We start from the raw sequence: 17,018 nt of genomic DNA, 5'->3' as shown, positions 1-17,018 counted from the left end.
ATGACGCACCAACTTCCCGGCAGCATCGCGATCGATGGCCCGGCCGCATCCGGCAAGACGACAGTGGGGCTGGCGATCGCGGCGGAATTTGGCTACAGCTTCCTGGACACCGGGTTGATGTACCGGGGCGTGACCCTGGCCGCGCTGCGAGCCGGCGTGCCTGCCGACAACGATGCCGTGAAGCCACTTCTCCGGCGGATGCGGATGACTGTCCGCGTCGACGCGGCGGGAACCCGAATCTTCCTTGGGGGTGAAGACGTCACCGGCGAACTGCGACGTTCGGACGTCGAAAAGAACGTGAGCAAGTACTCGGCGCTGGCGAGTGTGCGGGCTTCGATGGTGCGCCGGCAGCGAACCATCGCGAAGCGGGAGGCTACCGTGCTTGCGGGAAGAGACATCGGGACGGTAGTTCTCCCGAAAGCTCCGCTGAAGCTTTACCTCGATGCGAGCGAGGAGGCGCGGGCGAAACGGCGCGGGACACAGGCGACCCAGGATGAGAACGACGCCAAGAAGGACATCGCCAGCCGGGACAAAGTCGACGCGGCCCGAGCTGTGAGCCCGATGAGGCCCGCAGGCGACGCGATCGCGGTCGACACGACCAACATGACGCTAGAGCAGGTGATCTCCTTTGCACTGGAGAAGGTGAGATGCGCCAGAAACTGAAGAATCGACTCTCCCGCATCGGCTGGGGGATGTTCGCCCCGCCGTTCTACTGGACGCTGACCTATGTCCTCCGTGGGCTGCTCTGGTGCGTGGTGAGCTGGAAAGTGACGGGCCGGGAAAACGTGCCGAAAGAAGGGGCGTTGATCATCGTTTCGAACCACTTGAACAATGCCGACCCACCGATCCTGGGGGCAGGCATCGCTCGACGGCGCATCCGGTTCATGGCGAAGGTGGAGCTGTTCAAGATGCCGTTCGGAGCGATCATCCGGCTCTGGGACGCGTTCCCGGTGCGGCGGTTCGATTCGGACCTTGGCGCGATGTTGACGGCCGAACGGATCCTCAAACGGGGCGGTGTCATCGGAATGTTCCCGGAAGGGCACCGAAGCAAGACTGGCTTCATGGGAGAGGTACACCCGGGGACGGCGATGATCGCGCTTCGTTCCGGGGCGACGGTCCTGCCCTGCTCGATGACAGGGACTGAACAACTCAGGCAGCCACTGGTGCTGGCAAGGCGACCTGAATTCCGGATCACAATTGGCGAACCGATCAGGCTCGAACCGGTTAGACGGCCAACGCAGGAGCAGGTAACCGAACTCACCCGGCGAATCGAGGCGGCCATCCAAGCCCAATTACCCGCGAAATACCTCCCTCCCTATACTGGAAGTGAAGGCGGGAGAGACGCATCCCATGGTGACGGTGATCCGGGCGAATGAGATGGGGTTTTGCATGGGCGTGCGGCGTGCCGTGCAGATCATGGAAGGCGAGGCGAGCCCGGAGCGGCCCGTCTTCAGTGTCGGCGAGATCGTCCACAACCCCCATGTCGTGAGCAGCCTCGAACGTAACGGCGTGATCCAGCTGCCCGGCCCCGACCAGATCCACGGTGACATCGGGGCAGCGACGGCGGCGCGCGTGCCGGAAGGTCGCGTCGCTATCACCGCACACGGTGTCGGCGAACGCGCGATGAAGGAACTCCAGGCAAGCGGCCTCGAAGTCATCGATACCACCTGCCCGATCGTGACCCGGGCGCAGCGCTACGCTCAGAAGTTCGTGCGCGACGGGTGGCACGTCCTCATCTTCGGAGACCCCGGACACAAGGAAGTGCGCGGGATCATGGGCTGGACGATGAGCAAGGACGGGCTTTCCCAGGCGACGATTGCGCCAAGCGCCGACTTCGGGGCGTTGAAGGACCTGGTGGATGGCTTCCCCGGCGGGTTTCCCAACAAGATCGCGGTGATGGTGCAGACGACGCACAAGATGGAGGACTTCGCCAAATTCGTCTCCAACCTGATGCTCCTCGGGCGGGATCGAAACTTCGAGATGCACGTGGTGAACACCCTCTGTCACGCTACGACAGGCCAACAGGAAGCGGCTGCCGCGCTGGCATCGACGGTGGACGTGATGGTGGTGGTGGGCGGGAAGAAGAGCGCGAACACCCGCCACCTGAGAGAAGTGTGCGAGGAACAGGGCACGGTCGCGCACCACATCGAGGGGGCCGAGGAGCTGCGGGCCGAATGGTTCACGGGGGCTCAGCGGGTGGGCCTGACGGCCGGCGCCTCAACGCCGGACTACTCCATCGACGAGGTGGAGGCGCGGATTCGGGAGCTGGCCCCGGCCTGACGGCGAGCACCCGTGAGGGAGCGCCACCACCCCATTGCCGCCCCCACGCCCGACCGCTACCTTCCGCGCATGGTCGAACGTATCACTGCGCGGGAATTCCAGGCGGCCCCCGGTGTCGAAGATTGGCGCGTGGTCGGCGACGGCGCCTGCGCTTTCTTCCGAACGGGGTCATTCACGGCAAGCGCAGGGTTCGTCGCCGCGGTCAGCGAGCTTCCAGGCATCAACGATCAACCTCCGGACCTCGACATCCGCGCCGGGGGCGTCACGGTGCGCCTTATCACCTACACCGCGGACTACTTCGGAATGAGCCGACACGACGTTGAGCTTGCACGCCAGATCTCAGCAGCAGCACGCGAACAGGGCGCGACCGCGGACCCATCTGCCGTCCAGAGCGTACTCGTCGTCCCCGGCGCGCTCGCGGTCCCGGCGGTGATGCCTTTCTGGGAGGCGGTGCTTGGCTATGAGCCTCGCCGTGACAGCCCCACGGAAGATCTCGTCGATCCGAACAATCGCGGACCGGCGTTCTGGTTCGAAGAGATGAAGGAGCCGCGCAAGGATGGCGGTGGCGCCATCCATATCGCCGTCTGGGTACCGCACGACCAGGCGCCGGCTCGTGTCGCCGCTGCACTCGCGGCGGGCGGACGCATGGTCCGGGACGAGTTCGCCCCCGCATGGTGGACCCTCGCCGACGCGGCCGGTAATGAAGCAGACATCGCGACCATCCAGCACCGCGACTGACCCCGTCTGCCTCGGTCAACTTCGACCTCGCACCTTCAGTCCCGCACAATGATCCTTATGCAACGTCCCCCCGCGCCTGGGCTGGTCTCCGCGGTCGTTCCGGGATCCCTCGCCGAAGAGGCCGGGATCGAGGCGGGCGACGCCGTCGTGTCGGTCGACGGGCGCGTACCCCGGGACGTCGTCGACTTCCAGTTCTTTGCAGCCGCACACGAGGTCGAGGTCGCGATCAAGAAGGCGAACGGGCTGGACGATCTGATCCTGTTCGAGAAGGAGATCGACGAAGACCTCGGGATCGAGTTCGAACGGGCGACCTGGGACGATGTCATCCTCTGCAACAACAACTGTTTCTTCTGCTTCCTCAAAGGCCTGCCGAAGGGCATGCGGAAGACGCTTTACACGAAGGACGACGACTACCGGCTAAGTTTCCTTCACGGGAACTTCGTGACTCTCACGAACCTGACAGGGGCGGACTGGGAGCGGCTCGAGGAGCAGCGGCTCAGCCCGCTCAACGTCTCTGTGCATGCCACGGAGCTGGGCCTGCGGCGTCATATGCTTGCGAACGACACGGCGCCGGACATCATCGAGCAGCTCCAGAGGCTGGGAAGCCTCGGCATCGTTGCGCACACCCAAATCGTGCTCTGCCCCGGCGTGAATGACGGCGAACACCTGGCGCGTTCGATACGGGCCCTCGGCGAACTGCACCCGGCAGTGCAGACGATTTCGGTCGTGCCGGTAGGAGCGAGCCCAAAGCTCGAGCAGTGGTCACTGAAGCGAGACGGCATCCAGCTGGTGCGCCCGAACCGTGAGTACGCACGGGGAATCATCCAGATCCTCCAGCCGCTGCAGAAGGAATTTCGGAAGCGCTTCGGTGCAACCATCGTGCAGTGCAGCGACGAGTACTACGTCACCGCGGATCTCCCGATCCCGGGTCGCACGACCTACGACGGCTTTCCCCAGTACGAGAACGGCATCGGCATGGTGCGGACGATGCTGGAGGACTGGTCGCGGACGCGGCGCCGGGTGCGTCCTGGCGCCAGCGCCGGGAAGCAGGTCGTCATCGGGACAGCCGCACTGATCGCGCCGACACTGGCGAAAGTGGCGCAGGAGGTCTCGGCGGTGACAGGGGCGGAAATCCGTGTGAAGGGCATCACGAATACGGTGTTCGGCGAACGGGTGAACGTCAGTGGGCTCGTCTGTGGCAAGGATTATGTAGAGCAACTTGCGGGTGAGCGGCCCGACATCTTCATCCTTCCGCGGCCGAGCCTCGATTACTTTGGCGAGAAGTTCCTGGATTCGATGACCGTGGCGGAGGCCGGAGACCGGCTTGGAGCGCCGGTCGGCTTTGCAGCGCTGTGGTCGGACGTTGTGGAGATCCTCGAGCGCGGACCGCGCGCGCCACACCGGAATGAAGCCCCGAACGGCGCGTTCTGGTCACGGTAGCTTCTCCGGACGTCTTTACCCCACCCGGCGGTTGAGGCACTGACGCAGCAGCCCTCGTGGGGACAAACCAGACACTGGATGCGGGAACTCCCCAATCCACCCCGCGCGCAATTCGGCAGAGACTCAAAGCGAATAGCCACTGGAGGGGCACTTATGCCCACGAATCCTCAGCAGCCCGCGTCTCGCGCTTCGAGCATTCTTTCGGCGATAGAAGCCCTCCCGCCGCTGCCAGCAGTCGCGCTGCGGGTGATGGAAGTCGCGCAGAACCCGAAGTCCTCGGCTTCGGACCTCGCGTTGGTGGTCTCGTCCGACCCGGGACTGAGTGGGAGACTGCTTCGCGTGGTGAACTCGGCGGCCTATCGGCGCGCACGCGAGGTCACATCCGTCCAGGAGGCGCTCGTGACGCTGGGCTTCGTGCAAGCCCGGAATATGGCGATCAGCGGGGCGATTGCGGGGGCGTATGCACCCGACGCATTGAACGCGCTGTTCCGGATCGAAGTGTTCTGGCGCCATTCCATCGCCGTGGCATTCAAGGCGGCCGAACTGGCCGGCAAGAGCCGGCGACTCGACGTACCGACCGCGTTCACGGCGGGCATTCTCCATAACATGGGGCGGTTGGCGATGTTCTACGCCGACGCCACTGCGCTCGACCAGGCCATAGCGGCGTGCCTGGCGCGGGGGGAAACGCTGGAGGCACTGGAAGGCGAACTTCTCGGGTACGACCACGCGGAAGTCGGTGGCCTGCTGGCGAAGCGCTGGAACCTGCCGGCGGATATCCAGGAGGCAGTCGCCCGCCACCATTCGGCGGAGCCAGACGATGTCACGCTCGCGGCGGTTGTGTCGGTCGCGGACCGGTTCGTAACGGCGAACGGGCTGCAGGCGGGGTACATCATTCCTCCTGCGTACGGGGAGTTGCGAGTCCCGACACCGGACTTCCTGCAGCTTTCGAAGCAGGTGGATTCGCTCATGGAACTCGTGAAAGGTTCGCCGGCGGGAGTCGCCGCTTAGGACGGAGAGTCATCGACGGGGCATTGCATGCTATCGCTCTCACCTATATCTCATGCCTCAGCTATTCACATGGCGGGGTAAGTGGCCGTATTCTGCACCAGTCGGGCAACTGCCCCTGAGAGCTGAGTAGAGATGGCTATATCGCCGGCGTCGACCAATGTTGCGAGCCAAATCCTTTCCAATGCCGGAGAGGTGTATCACAACCTTTCGGTGCCCGTGCTCTACGAACACGCGGTCAAGCGCCACGAGGGCAAGCTTCTCCAGGGGGGCACGTTCGCCGTTTTCAGCGGCGAACGGACGGGCCGCAGTCCCAAGGATAAATTCGTCGTCCGCACGCCGGAGATCTCCGAACACGTGTGGTGGGGGAACCACAACCAACCGCTTTCGGTGGATACCTTCGAGCGGCTTCGGGCGAAGGCCACCGCCTATCTGAAGGACAAGGATATCTACCTGCAGGACTGCGTTGTGGCGCAGGACCCAGACCACCGCAAGACGGTGCGAGTCATCACGGAGCAGGCGTATCACTCCCTGTTCGCGCGGACGATGTTCATCCCGTCGTCGCCGAAGCCGGCCGATAGCGCCCCGGACATCACTATCATCCACTGCCCGTTCTTGCAGCTTGAGGGCGAAGCGGACGGCATCAACAGCGACGCGGTAGTCGCCCTCAACATGACGGAGGGCGTCATCCTGATTGCAGGTTCGGCGTACGCGGGAGAGATGAAGAAGTCCGTCTTTACGGCGATGAACTACTACCTTCCGCTTGATGGCGTGCTCTCGCTGCATTCGGCGGCGAACGTCGACCCACGCACGGGGAAGTCGGCACTGTTCTTTGGGCTTTCCGGCACGGGGAAGACGACGCTGAGCACCGACCCCGAGCGACTGCTGATTGGGGACGACGAGCACGCATGGACGGAAAGCGGCATCTTTAACATTGAAGGCGGCTGTTACGCCAAGACGATCCGCCTCTCGAAAGACGCCGAACCGGACATATTCGAACAGACCAGTGAATTTGGGACGATCCTCGAGAACGTGATCTTCGATGAGGACACGCGCGAGGTTGACCTGGACAACGACTCGGTGACCGAGAACACGCGTGGCAGCTACCCGCTCGAATCGCTTCGGAACGTCTACACCGAAGAAGTCGCGCCGCACCCCGCACACGTGATCCTCTTGACGGCTGACGCCTATGGCGTGCTGCCACCGATCGCGCGTCTGACGCCGGCACAGGCGCTGTATCACTTCCTCAGCGGCTACACCTGCAAGCTGGCGGGCACCGAAGTGGGAATTACGGACCCGGAGACCACGTTCAGTCCCTGCTACGGCGCACCCTTCATGGCTCTGAACCCGACGGTTTACGCCGAGTTGCTCGAACAGCGGCTGAAGATGACCGGGGCAGAGGTCTGGATGGTGAACACTGGTTGGACCGGTGGAAAATACGGCATCGGGAAGCGCATCGCCATCCGCGAGACGCGGCAGATGGTGCGCGCGATCCTCAACAACGGCTTCGGCGATGTCACCTTCCGGAAGGACGCGGTGTTCGGCTTCGAAGTGCCGACGGCGGCGCCCGGAGTCGACAGCAAGCTCCTCAGCCCGCGTGATTGCTGGGCCGACAAGGCTGAGTATGACGCGACGTATGCGTCGATCGCGGAGAAGTTCAAGGCGAACTTCGCGCAATTCCGCAACCTGGTGAAGCCGGAAGTCGCACAAGCGGGCCCGTGACCCGGCTTCGGTAGGGATGGGCGTCTCGCTTCTCCCTACTCGCCCGGGCTGTAGAATCGAAGGACTGCGATCTGGAGGGCTGTTCCGTGACTGCGAAGTATCTCAGTGAGTTGCGTCACCAGGGGGCAGTGGCCGAAATCGCGAAGGTGAAGTTCCCCTACCCCGGGCCAGAAGGCGCCGACCTCGACACGATCGTGAACGTGCCCAAGCCGAAAATGGCGGTGGGGGAAGAAGGCGGCAAAGACCTCTACCCGGACATCGTCGTTGTCCGGCGCCCGGGACAATGGCTCCAGATCATGGCTGATGTCGAGACAGCCGATTCGGTGAACGACGAAACCGCAGTGAACGATTGGCTCCCCAAAGCGAAAGCGGGCGAGTTCTTCGTATACGTCCCGGCGGGGATGGTGCCGGAAGCGAAGAAGCTCATCAAGAAGCACAACATCCCGGTGAGCGGCATTCGGACCTGGCGTTTCCGGCCGGTCTGGGGCCTCGACGTCACCGAGGCCTAGACGGAGCCGCGAGGCGGACAGGCCCAGAGGGGATGACCCGGGTGATCGCTACCATCGTGACCTTCAGCCACAGCGAGGCCACGTACGACCGCGCCAGCCTCGAAGCGATCAATCGCTCGACCGCGCCGAAGTACCAGGGCCTGGCAGGGCTGGTGTGGAAGTCGTACTGGTACGACGACATGGCCCGGGAGAACGGCGGTATCTACCTGTGGACCTCCCGGGAGGCCGCGGAGGCGACCCACGACGAGGTTCACCTGGGCCGGTTGGAAACGCTCTACGGTGTCCGGCCGACAGTACGGTGGCTCGATGTGCCGGTGTTCGTGGACAACCGGACCGAGAGTTGAGTGCAGCGTTTCATTTCCCGGGCGAACGCCGCTACAGTGCCCGTTAACGTCAAACGAGGACGACCATGCCGCTAAATATCTTTTTCGATGTCGACCACACGCTGGTGTTCATCGACCAGCACACAAACGCTCTGCGGCCCGGCGCCCACGAGGCGATGCGCAAGCTGAAGGCCGCCGGACACGGCGTTTTCGTCTGGTCGGCGAGCGGGCTGGCTCACGTCGAGCGAGTCGTCCACATGCACGGACTGGGCGAATGGGTCGATGGCATGTTCGATAAGGACCCCCGGGTACAGCCGTATCCCGACTTCATCATCGACGACGACTGGTACCTGGTGGAGAAGTACGGCGGCCATTGCGTGAGCCAGTACAAAGCCGTGAACCCGGACGACACCGAGTTTGAGGATGCGCTGTTCAAGCTGGCGGAACTGGGGCACATGTGATCCGCGCGCTTCACCTGTGGGAACCCGCAGACGGACTCCGGGAGAAGCGTGGCTAGCGTGCGCGGGGTATTCGTAGAGCCGTTCTACGGCGGCAGTCACAAGGCGTTCCTCGATGGACTATCGGCACACTCGTCCCACGAGATTCACCTGCTCTCGCTGCCGGACGGGGAGTGGCGACGGCGAATGAGGCGGGGAGCCCAGGAGCTTGCGGCGGCGGCGCGGGCACTCCCCGGCCAGTTCGACTTCCTCATCGTCAGCGACATGCTGGATTTGCCGGCATTCCTTGCCCTGACGAGACCGCGCTTCGAGCGCGTCCCGGTGATGGCCTACTTCCATGAGAACCAGATGACCTATCCGCGTCTGAAGGGAACGAAGTTCAACTCCTGGTTCGGCCAGATCAACTACCTGTCGGCGCTCGCTGCGGATGTCGTGGCATTCAATTCGCAGTTTCACCGCGAGGACTTCGCCGGCGCGCTGCGATCGCTGGTGTCACAGCCGAACAACTGGCTGCTGGAGGATGGCGTGGCGCAAGTAGAAGCGAAGAGCACGGTGCTATCCGTGGGGGTGGAGCTGGACTGGCTTGCCCAGTTCGAATCGCCGAGACGAAAGAGCGGCCCTCGGACGATCCTCTGGAACCACCGGTGGGAGTTCGACAAGTCCCCAGAATTGTTCGCGCGGGCGCTGCGGGCGATCAAGGGACGCGGTGTGCCATTCCGCCTCGTAGTAGCCGGAGAGCCAGGCGAAAACCCCAGTGAGGCGATCATCGGCCTGGAGAGCGAGTTCGCGACGGACATTGCGCACTTTGGTTTCGCTCCATCGAAAGCAGAGTACGGGCGCCTGCTCTGGCAGAGCGACATCGTGGTCAGCACTACGCGCCACGAGTTCTTCGGCGTCGGAATGGTGGAGGCGATGGCTGCAGGATGCGTCCCCTGTGCCCCGCGCCGCTACAACTACCCGGCACTGGTGCCTTCCGGGCTACACAGCCGTGTGCTCTGGGACGACGAAGGCGACCTCGAAGAGAAACTTGAATCGCTGCTTACCGACCCGCTCCCGGAAAGGACGGCCCTCCAGGAGGCTGCCCGGCGATTCGCCTGGGACCAGGTGGCGCCTGACTGGGACCACGCGATCGAGCGGTTGGCCAGTGGCGAATTCGCGAGAGTCCAGGATGGGCCAGCCCACTGACCGGAGCTTGAGCGGTCCGGGTACTACCATGGCCCGGATGCTGACTACCGTTGAACTCGAGACCAGGGAACTAGAACAGTATCGCCCCGCGGTGCTTCCGGGGGTTGTGGAGGCGATCCGCGATGACGCGCGGCCGCTTCGAGGGGCACGCGTCTTGCATGTGAATGCAACGGCCTATGGCGGCGGCGTGGCAGAAATTCTCGGTTCGATGGTCCCGCTGATGCGGGACCTCGGGCTGGAAGCCGATTGGAAAGTCATCTCGGGATCAGACCCGTTCTTCGGAGTGACGAAGGCGATGCACAACGCTCTCCAGGGGAAGCCGCATCGCTGGACGCAAGAGGAGCGGACGCTCTGGGTGGAGACGAGCCGCGCGAACGCCCAAACCTGGGAGGAGTACGACTTTGTCGTCGTCCATGACCCGCAGCCAGCACCGATCCTGGGCGTGTTGCGTGCGGACGGGCGCAGACCAGGAGGGAAGTGGCTCTGGCGTTGCCACATCGACCTGACCGATGCACAACCGGAGGCCTGGAGCTTGCTCCGCCCGTACGTCGCGGAGTACGACGGGACAGTCTGGACGATGCCGCAGTACGTCCGGGGGGAGTGAGCGAAGCAAATCGGTTCATCGCGCCACCAGCGATCGACCCGCTGAGCGCCAAGAACGTGACGTTGTCTCCGGGAGAAGCCGACAGCGTGCTGAAGCGGTTCTCGGTGGACTCGCCACGGCCGATGGTGTGCCAGGTTTCGCGATTCGATCCATGGAAGGACCCGCTGGGTGTGATCGACGCCTACCGGATGGCGAAGGAGCGATACCCCGAGCTACAACTCGTCCTGGTGGGTTCGCTCGCGCACGACGACCCCGAGGGCGAGGAGTGGCTGCAGAAGGTGCTGAAGCATCGCAGCAGGGACGCGGACATTCACGTGCTAACGAACATGGACGGTGTCGGCAACCACGAAGTCAATGCCTTCCAGGAAGCGGCGAAGGTGGTCATTCAGAAGTCGACGCGCGAGGGCTTCGGACTGGTGGTGTCCGAAGGTCTCTGGAAAGGGCGGCCGGTGATCGGTGGGAATTGTGGAGGAATCCCGCTACAGGTGCGGGACGGCGAGACCGGCTACCTCGTGGACAGCAGCGCGGAATGCGGGGAGCGACTGATCGAGCTGCTTAGCGACGAGGATACCTGTAGACGCATGGGCGCCGCCGGGCGGGAAGTCGTCCGGGAGCACTTCCTTCTCACCCGGTACCTGCACGACTATGTACGCATGTTCCGGACACTTGCGGGGTTGCGCCCTTCGGAGCGTGACTGAATGCTCGAAGCGGCCGCGGAGTCCTGGCGGACGTTGCCGTCACGTGTCCGACGGCCGTTCGACGTCGTGGCCACCACCATCCGGCTGTACGTCGAGGATGGATGTTCGACGTATGCGGCGGCCATCGCGTACTACGCCATCTTCTCGATCATCCCATTGAGCCTGATCACCCTCTCGGTAGTCGGTCTGGTTATCGAGGAGGACCGAATCGCCCAGTGGATCTTCGACCAGATACCACTGAAGGAGACGGAGAGCGTCCGCGAGAGCGTGGACGAGATCGTCAAACAGGCAAGACGGAGCAGCCCGGCGAGCCTGGGCCTGGGCTTCTTGTTCCTGGTGTGGGCTTCGAGCGGGATCTTCGGCGCCGTGCGAAAAGGACTCAGCGCGGCAGCCCACTTGCGGCGGGGGCGGCCCTACTGGCATGGGAAGCTGATTGACTTTGTGATGATCCCTGCCCTGGGAGTGCTCATCGTGCTCTCCGTGGGCCTGACGGCGACCGCGCGGCTGGTGCTCGAGCGCGTGGACGAGATCGGGCCGTTCAACATCGACACAAACACCGCGCTGCGCATCGCGGGATACGTCTTGCCGGCGATGGTGTCGTTTTCGATGTTCTCGCTGCTGTACAGGTACGTACCGACGGTGCGCCCGCCGTGGCGGGAGGCGCTGGGAGGGGCACTGTTCGCGACGGTGCTGTTCGAAGCGGCGAAGAACCTTCTCGCAACGTTCTTCGCCATCGCCGACTTTTCCCGTGACACTGCCATCTACGCGAGTTTCGGGACGGCGCTGGCGTTCCTGGTCTGGATGTTCGTGAACGCCTCGATCCTCCTGCTCGGGGCCGAATTCGGCCGGGCGATTCGGCGTGAGGCCGGGGAAGCCCTTGCGGACGACATACCGGTCTCGCCGGAATACTTCCCATCGCCCGTCGCCCAATCGGCGAAGCTGGACCAAGGACCCAAGTCGCGCTAGGACGAGGGGACGGTTGTTTCGAGTCTGGCGAGGGCCCACCGAAGTTCGCGAACCCACGCTTCCTCGGCCCGGAGGAGCTGGATTGGCCGGCTGTTGATGCACTGCCAGAGCAAGCGCTGGCGCGGACTGCCGAGAGCGACACCAACGCCACGACGCTCGATCTCCTCGAGGCCAAGGAGCTTAAGGCGGACTTCCTCGGCGTAGCGGGACAGCAGCAAGTCGAGGTCTTCGGCCGAGAGGACTTCAGCGGCGATGAGGCGAGAGACGATCGGAGCACGCAGCTGCGGCGCCTCGGTTTCAGAGCGGAGCCACTCGCGAAGGGCCGTGATGCCCTGCGGGGTGATCGTATAGAGCTTTCGGGCAGGACCATCAGCGGGCTGCTGAACTTCGAGGAGGGCGAGACCGTCGCCGTGGAGGCCAACCAGCGCCCTGTAAACCTGGTTGTTGTTGCCGGACCAGGGGAGAGCCTCAGATTGGGCAAGCATCTTCTTCAGGTCGTAGCCGGAAAGCGGCCCGGAAGACAGGAACGCCAGGATGGTGAACTCGATAGACACTTCTCTACTATGTTACATGTAACCTACAGCGATCAAGGAGATAACTGTCGCCGCGATGGTCCCGGTCGGCAAATAGGCGCCATAGAGGACTTTTGCAACAACAAAGTAGAAAAAGCCCGGAAAGGCGCGTAGACTGGGCGTGTGCAAGGAACTCGTGAACGGATCCTGGACCTGGTGGTCGAGCAGCGAGAGGTGCGAGTGGAAGACCTCGCGACCGAGTTGACGATCACGACGGCCGCGATCCGCCGGCACCTGGATCATCTCCGGGCCGACGGACTGGTGGATGTGAAGGCGGTGAAGCAAGCGACGGGGCGCCCGTACCACGTGTACTTCGCCACGGAGAAGGCTACGCAATCGGTTCCTCCGGCGTACGCCGACTTGCTCGAACGGATGCTGAAGAGCCTGGGCGAACGCGAAGACGTCATCTCTACGGTGATGACGAGCGTGGCCGAATCGCTGGCGCTGAAGCATCGCGTCGAAGCGTCGGGCCTGACGGAACAGGAGCTTGTCGCCAAGGTGACGGCGAGTCTCCGGGGAGAGGGCATCCTCGACGCCTGGCGGACCGAAGCCGACGGGATCCACCTCGTAAACGGCAGATGCCCTTACCACAAGGCCGCTGAGATCTCGAAGCTTCCGTGCGAATCGGACAAGCGGGCGATCGAGTTGCTGCTGGGGCACGATGTCGAACAGCTCAACCGAATCGTCGACGGGGCGTCCTGTTGCGAATACCTGGTGAGGGCGCAGCCCGGCCAACCACAAATCATCGAAGTTGGATAAGAGGAGAGCTCCGCAATGACCAAGCTTCTGGAGATACGCGATCTTCGCGCCAATATCGGCGACAAAGAGATCCTGAAGGGGCTCTCGCTGACCGTCGATGCGGGCGAAGTGCACGCGATCATGGGGCCGAACGGCTCGGGCAAGAGCACCCTGGCGAACGTGCTGATGGGTAACCCGAGTTACAAACTGACGGGCGGCGAGATCCTGTTCAAGGGTGAGTCCCTGGCCGGCCTGGCAGTGGACGAGCGCGCGCGGCTGGGGCTGTTCCTCGCGTTCCAGTACCCGGTGGCCATCCCTGGGGTGACGCTGGTGAACTTCATGCGCCAGGCGGTCAACGCGCGGCGCGGCCAGGAAGTGCCGATCCGGGAGTTCCGCGAGTCGCTGTTCAAGAAGATGGACCTCCTGAAAGTGGACCAGAACTTCGCCCGCCGTTACGTGAATGACGGTTTCAGCGGCGGAGAGAAGAAACGGGCCGAGATGCTGCAGATGGCGATGCTCGAACCTTCGATGGCGGTACTCGACGAGACCGACTCAGGACTCGACATCGACGCCTTGCGGACAGTAGCGGAGGGCGTGAACACGCTCATGAACCCGGCGATGGGCCTCCTGCTGATCACGCACTACCAGCGCCTCCTGAACTACATCAAGCCGCAGTTCGTCCACGTGCTGGTGGACGGCCGAATCGTGAAGTCCGGTGGCCCGGAGCTGGCAGAACAGCTCGAAGCGACCGGCTACGACGAATACGAAGCAGCCGCCGCAACCGCCTGAGGAGGCAACCATGACCACCGCACCTGAGTCGATCGTCTCTGATTACCAGTTTGGCTTTTACGACCCGGAAGAGGCGCTCTTCAAGGCGAACAAGGGCGTCAGCCCCGACATCGTGAACATGATTTCGGATATGAAAGACGAGCCGCAGTGGATGCGCGAGTTCCGCCTGCGGTCGCTCGAGCTGTTCCGGGAGAAGCAAAACCCACCGTGGGCGACGGAGCAGCTCACCGACATCAACTTCGATGACATTCACTACTTTGTGCGCGCAACGGACCGCGACGAGCGGAGCTGGGAGGACGTGCCGGAGTACATCCGACGGACGTTCGACAAGCTCGGGATCCCCGAGGCGGAGAAGAAGTACCTCGCCGGCGTCGGCGCGCAGTACGACTCGGAAGTGGTGTACCACAACATCCGAGAGGACCTTGAGAAGCTCGGAGTGATCTTCCTTGGCACCGACCAGGCGCTGAGGGAGCACGAAGAGATCTTCAAGGAGTACTTCGGTACGGTGGTGCCGCCGGGGGACAACCGCTTCGCGGCGCTGAACAGCGCAGTCTGGAGCGGCGGCTCGTTCATCTACGTGCCCAAGGGCGTGAAGGTGGACATCCCGCTCCAGGCGTACTTCCGCATCAACACGCAGAACATGGGCCAGTTCGAGCGGACGCTGATCATCGCGGACGAAGGCAGCCAGATCCATTACGTGGAAGGCTGCACCGCCCCGATCTACAGTTCGGACTCGCTGCACAGCGCGGTGGTGGAGATCATCGTGAAGAAGGGCGCCCGCGTGCGCTACACGACCATCCAGAACTGGTCGAACAACGTGTACAACCTGGTGACGAAGCGGGCGATGGCCTACCAGGACGCAGTGATGGAGTGGGTGGACGGAAACCTGGGCTCCAAGCTGACGATGAAGTACCCGAGTGTGTACCTGATGGAGCCGGGCGCCCACGGGGAGATCCTTTCGCTGGCGTTCGCGGGGGCCGGCCAGCACCAGGACGCAGGCGGCAAGATCGTCCATGCAGCGCCGAACACGACCTCGACAATCATCTCGAAGTCACTCAGCAAGGACGGCGGGCGGACGAGCTACCGCGGGCTGCTGAAGGTGTACGACGGCTGTGAGGGCGTGAAGGCGAACGTCCGCTGCGACGCTCTTCTGCTTGACCACACATCGCGCTCCGACACCTACCCGACGATGGAGATCGACGAGCCGAACGTGAGCATTCAGCACGAGGCGTACGTTTCGAAGCTCGGCGAAGACCAGCTCTTCTACCTGATGAGTCGCGGCATGTCGGAGGAAGCGGCGGCGAAGATGATCGTCAACGGGTTTGTAGAGCCGATCGTGAAGGAGCTGCCGATGGAATACGCGGTGGAACTGAACCGGCTGATCGAAATGCAAATGGAAGGCGCCGTCGGTTAAGGCGGTGCACCCAGGGATAGAACGAGGTAGCGAATGACTGCTTTAGTAGAGCAGCGGATGGATTTCCGGACGGCGAGCGCGGCAGTAGGGACTTCGTGGAAGGACTCCCCGGCGCAGGCGGCGCTGCGGGCGCGAGGAGCGAAGGCTGCGAGCGAAATGGAGTGGCCTGACTCCCGCGCGGAACGGCCATGGAAGTACTTCGAGGCGACGAGTTTCGGTCTGACCCCCGAGACGCCACTCGCCGACATCGGCGTCGCGATCTCGGGGGCGCCGGCTGGCGTTGCCGTCCGGTTCAGCGAGGCTACGGGCGACGCCGCCGGTGTTCTCGCGAAGCACCTTGGGACGGTGGTCCTGCCGGAAGCGGACCGTCTGACAGCACTGCACTACGCCTACCTGCGCGACGGTGTCCTCATCAACGTGCCGGCGAATGCTGAACTCTCCGAGCCGATTCACCTGACGAGGACCGTCAGCGGGCCGGGTGTGAGTACGCCGCACACGCTCATCGTCACAGGCGCGAACAGTCGCGTGACGGTAGTCCAGGAATACGTCTCGAGTGACGAGCCGATTGTGGCACTGCTCGCAGCGGAGGTGATCCCCGGCCCGGGGGCCGAGGTGCAGTACTACTGTGTGCACCGTTGGGGCCGAAAGACGAAGGCGTTCGCCTACCAGCGATTCCTCGGACGCGAGCGCGATGCAGCGTTCCGAAACCTCCACATGGTCCTCGGGGGCGAAGCGGTGAAGGGCCACCTTGAATCGACGTTGGAGGCGCGCGGAACTTCGAGCGAACTCCTCGGCGTCGCGTATGGGACGGGCAACACCCAGGCGGACTTCTACACGTTCCAAGACCATATGGGCCCGGACACGCGGAGCGACCTGGAGTACAAGGCCGCGCTGAAGGACGACTCCCAGGCCATCTATTACGGGGTCACGAAGGTCGGCCTCGGTGCGAAAAACGCCGATGCGAACCAGGAGAACCGGAACCTTCTGCTGAGCGAAACGGCGCGGGCGAACAGTGACCCTGTGCTAGAGATCCTGACCAGCGACATCGTCCGTGCGTCCCACGGAGCAACTGCTGGGCCGGTGGACCAGGAACAGCTGTTCTACATGCAAGCGCGCGGCATCGCCCGTCCCGAGGCGGAATCGATGCTCGTGACGGCATTCCTGGAGGACGTGCTCAGCCGTGTGCCCAACCTCGAGTTGCGAGAGGAGCTGGTCGCGAAACTGGAAGGGGCCTTCGACCGATGACGTGGTTCAAGGTGGCGAACGCCGGCGACATTGAAGCGGGCCACGCGAAAGTCGTGGAAGCCGGCGGAAAGCGCATCGCCCTGTGTAACACGGGCGACGGCATCTACGCGATCGACGACATGTGCAGCCACGACCGCGGACCACTCGACCAGGGCAAACTGATAGGCCACCGGATCGAGTGTCCGCGCCACGGGGCGCAGTTTGATGTAACAAACGGGAAAGTGTTGTCGTTGCCGGCGGTGCGGCCGATCAGGTCATACCCGACGCGTCTCGATGGCAAGGAGATCGAAGTCGAGGTGTGAATCTTGACAAAAGTAACAGCCGGCTGAGAG

20 protein-coding genes are annotated in these 17,018 nt (G+C 63.5%); 19 read left to right on the top strand and 1 reads right to left on the bottom strand.

Annotated features, from left to right (window positions below; translation table 11 throughout):
* The 14 genes from cmk (at position 1) to IPG14_RS08020 (ending at position 11,928) form a co-directional block, all read left to right on the top strand.
* Positions 1-663: a (d)CMP kinase gene (gene cmk, locus IPG14_RS08085; protein WP_343388969.1), complete on the top strand. Its 663-nt coding sequence runs from the start codon at positions 1-3 to the stop codon at positions 661-663.
* Positions 648-1,376 carry a lysophospholipid acyltransferase family protein gene (locus tag IPG14_RS08080; RefSeq protein ID WP_343391453.1) on the top strand — a complete coding sequence of 243 codons (729 nt, stop codon included), beginning with the start codon at positions 648-650 and terminating at the stop codon, positions 1,374-1,376. The genes cmk and IPG14_RS08080 overlap by 16 nt, the downstream gene beginning before the upstream one ends.
* Positions 1,351-2,280: a 4-hydroxy-3-methylbut-2-enyl diphosphate reductase gene (gene ispH, locus IPG14_RS08075; RefSeq protein WP_343391452.1), complete on the top strand. Its 930-nt coding sequence runs from the start codon at positions 1,351-1,353 to the stop codon at positions 2,278-2,280. The genes IPG14_RS08080 and ispH overlap by 26 nt, the downstream gene beginning before the upstream one ends.
* Positions 2,281-2,349: 69 nt before the next feature.
* On the top strand, positions 2,350-3,018 hold the full coding sequence (locus IPG14_RS08070; protein ID WP_343391451.1) for a VOC family protein: 669 nt from the start codon (positions 2,350-2,352) through the stop codon (positions 3,016-3,018).
* A gap of 57 nt (positions 3,019-3,075) precedes the next feature.
* A complete protein-coding gene (locus IPG14_RS08065; protein WP_343391450.1) occupies positions 3,076-4,458 on the top strand; it encodes a DUF512 domain-containing protein in 1,383 nt (460 codons plus the stop codon).
* Positions 4,459-4,611: 153 nt separating this feature from the next.
* Entirely contained in the window at positions 4,612-5,466 is an 855-nt protein-coding gene (locus tag IPG14_RS08060) for an HDOD domain-containing protein (RefSeq protein WP_343386831.1), read from the top strand.
* A gap of 132 nt (positions 5,467-5,598) precedes the next feature.
* Entirely contained in the window at positions 5,599-7,185 is a 1,587-nt protein-coding gene (pckA, locus tag IPG14_RS08055) for a phosphoenolpyruvate carboxykinase (ATP) (protein WP_343391449.1), read from the top strand.
* 86 nt (positions 7,186-7,271) lie between these two features.
* Positions 7,272-7,694: a hypothetical protein gene (locus IPG14_RS08050; RefSeq protein ID WP_343388975.1), complete on the top strand. Its 423-nt coding sequence runs from the start codon at positions 7,272-7,274 to the stop codon at positions 7,692-7,694.
* Positions 7,695-7,735: 41 nt separating this feature from the next.
* Positions 7,736-8,038 carry a YdhR family protein gene (locus IPG14_RS08045; protein ID WP_343388976.1) on the top strand — a complete coding sequence of 101 codons (303 nt, stop codon included), beginning with the start codon at positions 7,736-7,738 and terminating at the stop codon, positions 8,036-8,038.
* A 65-nt stretch (positions 8,039-8,103) separates the two neighbouring features.
* Complete coding sequence (locus IPG14_RS08040) at positions 8,104-8,478, top strand: HAD family hydrolase (RefSeq protein WP_343386835.1); 375 nt, start codon at positions 8,104-8,106, stop codon at positions 8,476-8,478.
* Between the two features lie 57 nt (positions 8,479-8,535).
* On the top strand, positions 8,536-9,660 hold the full coding sequence (locus IPG14_RS08035) for a DUF3524 domain-containing protein (RefSeq protein WP_343391448.1): 1,125 nt from the start codon (positions 8,536-8,538) through the stop codon (positions 9,658-9,660).
* Between the two features lie 37 nt (positions 9,661-9,697).
* Positions 9,698-10,264, top strand: coding sequence for a hypothetical protein (locus IPG14_RS08030; RefSeq protein WP_343391447.1), 567 nt, complete (start codon positions 9,698-9,700; stop codon positions 10,262-10,264).
* Positions 10,261-10,962, top strand: a complete 702-nt coding sequence (locus IPG14_RS08025) for a glycosyltransferase (RefSeq protein WP_343391446.1) — start codon at positions 10,261-10,263, stop codon at positions 10,960-10,962. The genes IPG14_RS08030 and IPG14_RS08025 overlap by 4 nt, the downstream gene beginning before the upstream one ends.
* Positions 10,963-11,928 carry a YihY/virulence factor BrkB family protein gene (locus IPG14_RS08020; protein ID WP_343386838.1) on the top strand — a complete coding sequence of 322 codons (966 nt, stop codon included), beginning with the start codon at positions 10,963-10,965 and terminating at the stop codon, positions 11,926-11,928.
* Here IPG14_RS08020 and IPG14_RS08015 read toward each other — a convergent pair.
* On the bottom strand, positions 11,925-12,482 hold the full coding sequence (locus IPG14_RS08015; RefSeq protein ID WP_343386839.1) for a PadR family transcriptional regulator: 558 nt from the start codon (positions 12,480-12,482) through the stop codon (positions 11,925-11,927). The two genes, IPG14_RS08020 and IPG14_RS08015, sit on opposite strands and share 4 nt — an antisense overlap.
* 141 nt (positions 12,483-12,623) lie before the next feature.
* Here IPG14_RS08015 and IPG14_RS08010 point away from each other — a divergent pair, with 141 nt between their 5' ends.
* From IPG14_RS08010 to IPG14_RS07990, 5 genes are read left to right on the top strand one after another with little or no spacing between them, the layout of a single operon-like run.
* Positions 12,624-13,259 carry an ArsR family transcriptional regulator gene (locus tag IPG14_RS08010; RefSeq protein WP_343391445.1) on the top strand — a complete coding sequence of 212 codons (636 nt, stop codon included), beginning with the start codon at positions 12,624-12,626 and terminating at the stop codon, positions 13,257-13,259.
* A gap of 15 nt (positions 13,260-13,274) precedes the next feature.
* Positions 13,275-14,027, top strand: coding sequence for a Fe-S cluster assembly ATPase SufC (gene sufC / locus IPG14_RS08005; protein ID WP_343386841.1), 753 nt, complete (start codon positions 13,275-13,277; stop codon positions 14,025-14,027).
* 10 nt (positions 14,028-14,037) lie between these two features.
* Positions 14,038-15,441, top strand: coding sequence for a Fe-S cluster assembly protein SufB (gene sufB, locus IPG14_RS08000; protein WP_343386842.1), 1,404 nt, complete (start codon positions 14,038-14,040; stop codon positions 15,439-15,441).
* Positions 15,442-15,474: 33 nt separating this feature from the next.
* Positions 15,475-16,686 (top strand): SufD family Fe-S cluster assembly protein, encoded by a 1,212-nt coding sequence (locus tag IPG14_RS07995; RefSeq protein WP_343391444.1) that lies wholly within the window; start codon positions 15,475-15,477, stop codon positions 16,684-16,686.
* Positions 16,683-16,988, top strand: coding sequence for a non-heme iron oxygenase ferredoxin subunit (locus tag IPG14_RS07990; protein ID WP_343391443.1), 306 nt, complete (start codon positions 16,683-16,685; stop codon positions 16,986-16,988). The genes IPG14_RS07995 and IPG14_RS07990 overlap by 4 nt, the downstream gene beginning before the upstream one ends.
* Positions 16,989-17,018: the final 30 nt, after the last annotated feature.

Origin of the sequence: Candidatus Amarobacter glycogenicus, assembly GCF_016704105.1 — a bacterium.
In the GTDB taxonomy this organism is placed as follows: domain Bacteria; phylum Chloroflexota; class Dehalococcoidia; order Tepidiformales; family Tepidiformaceae; genus Amarobacter; species Amarobacter glycogenicus.
This window is presented reverse-complemented; position numbering and strand designations above follow the sequence as displayed.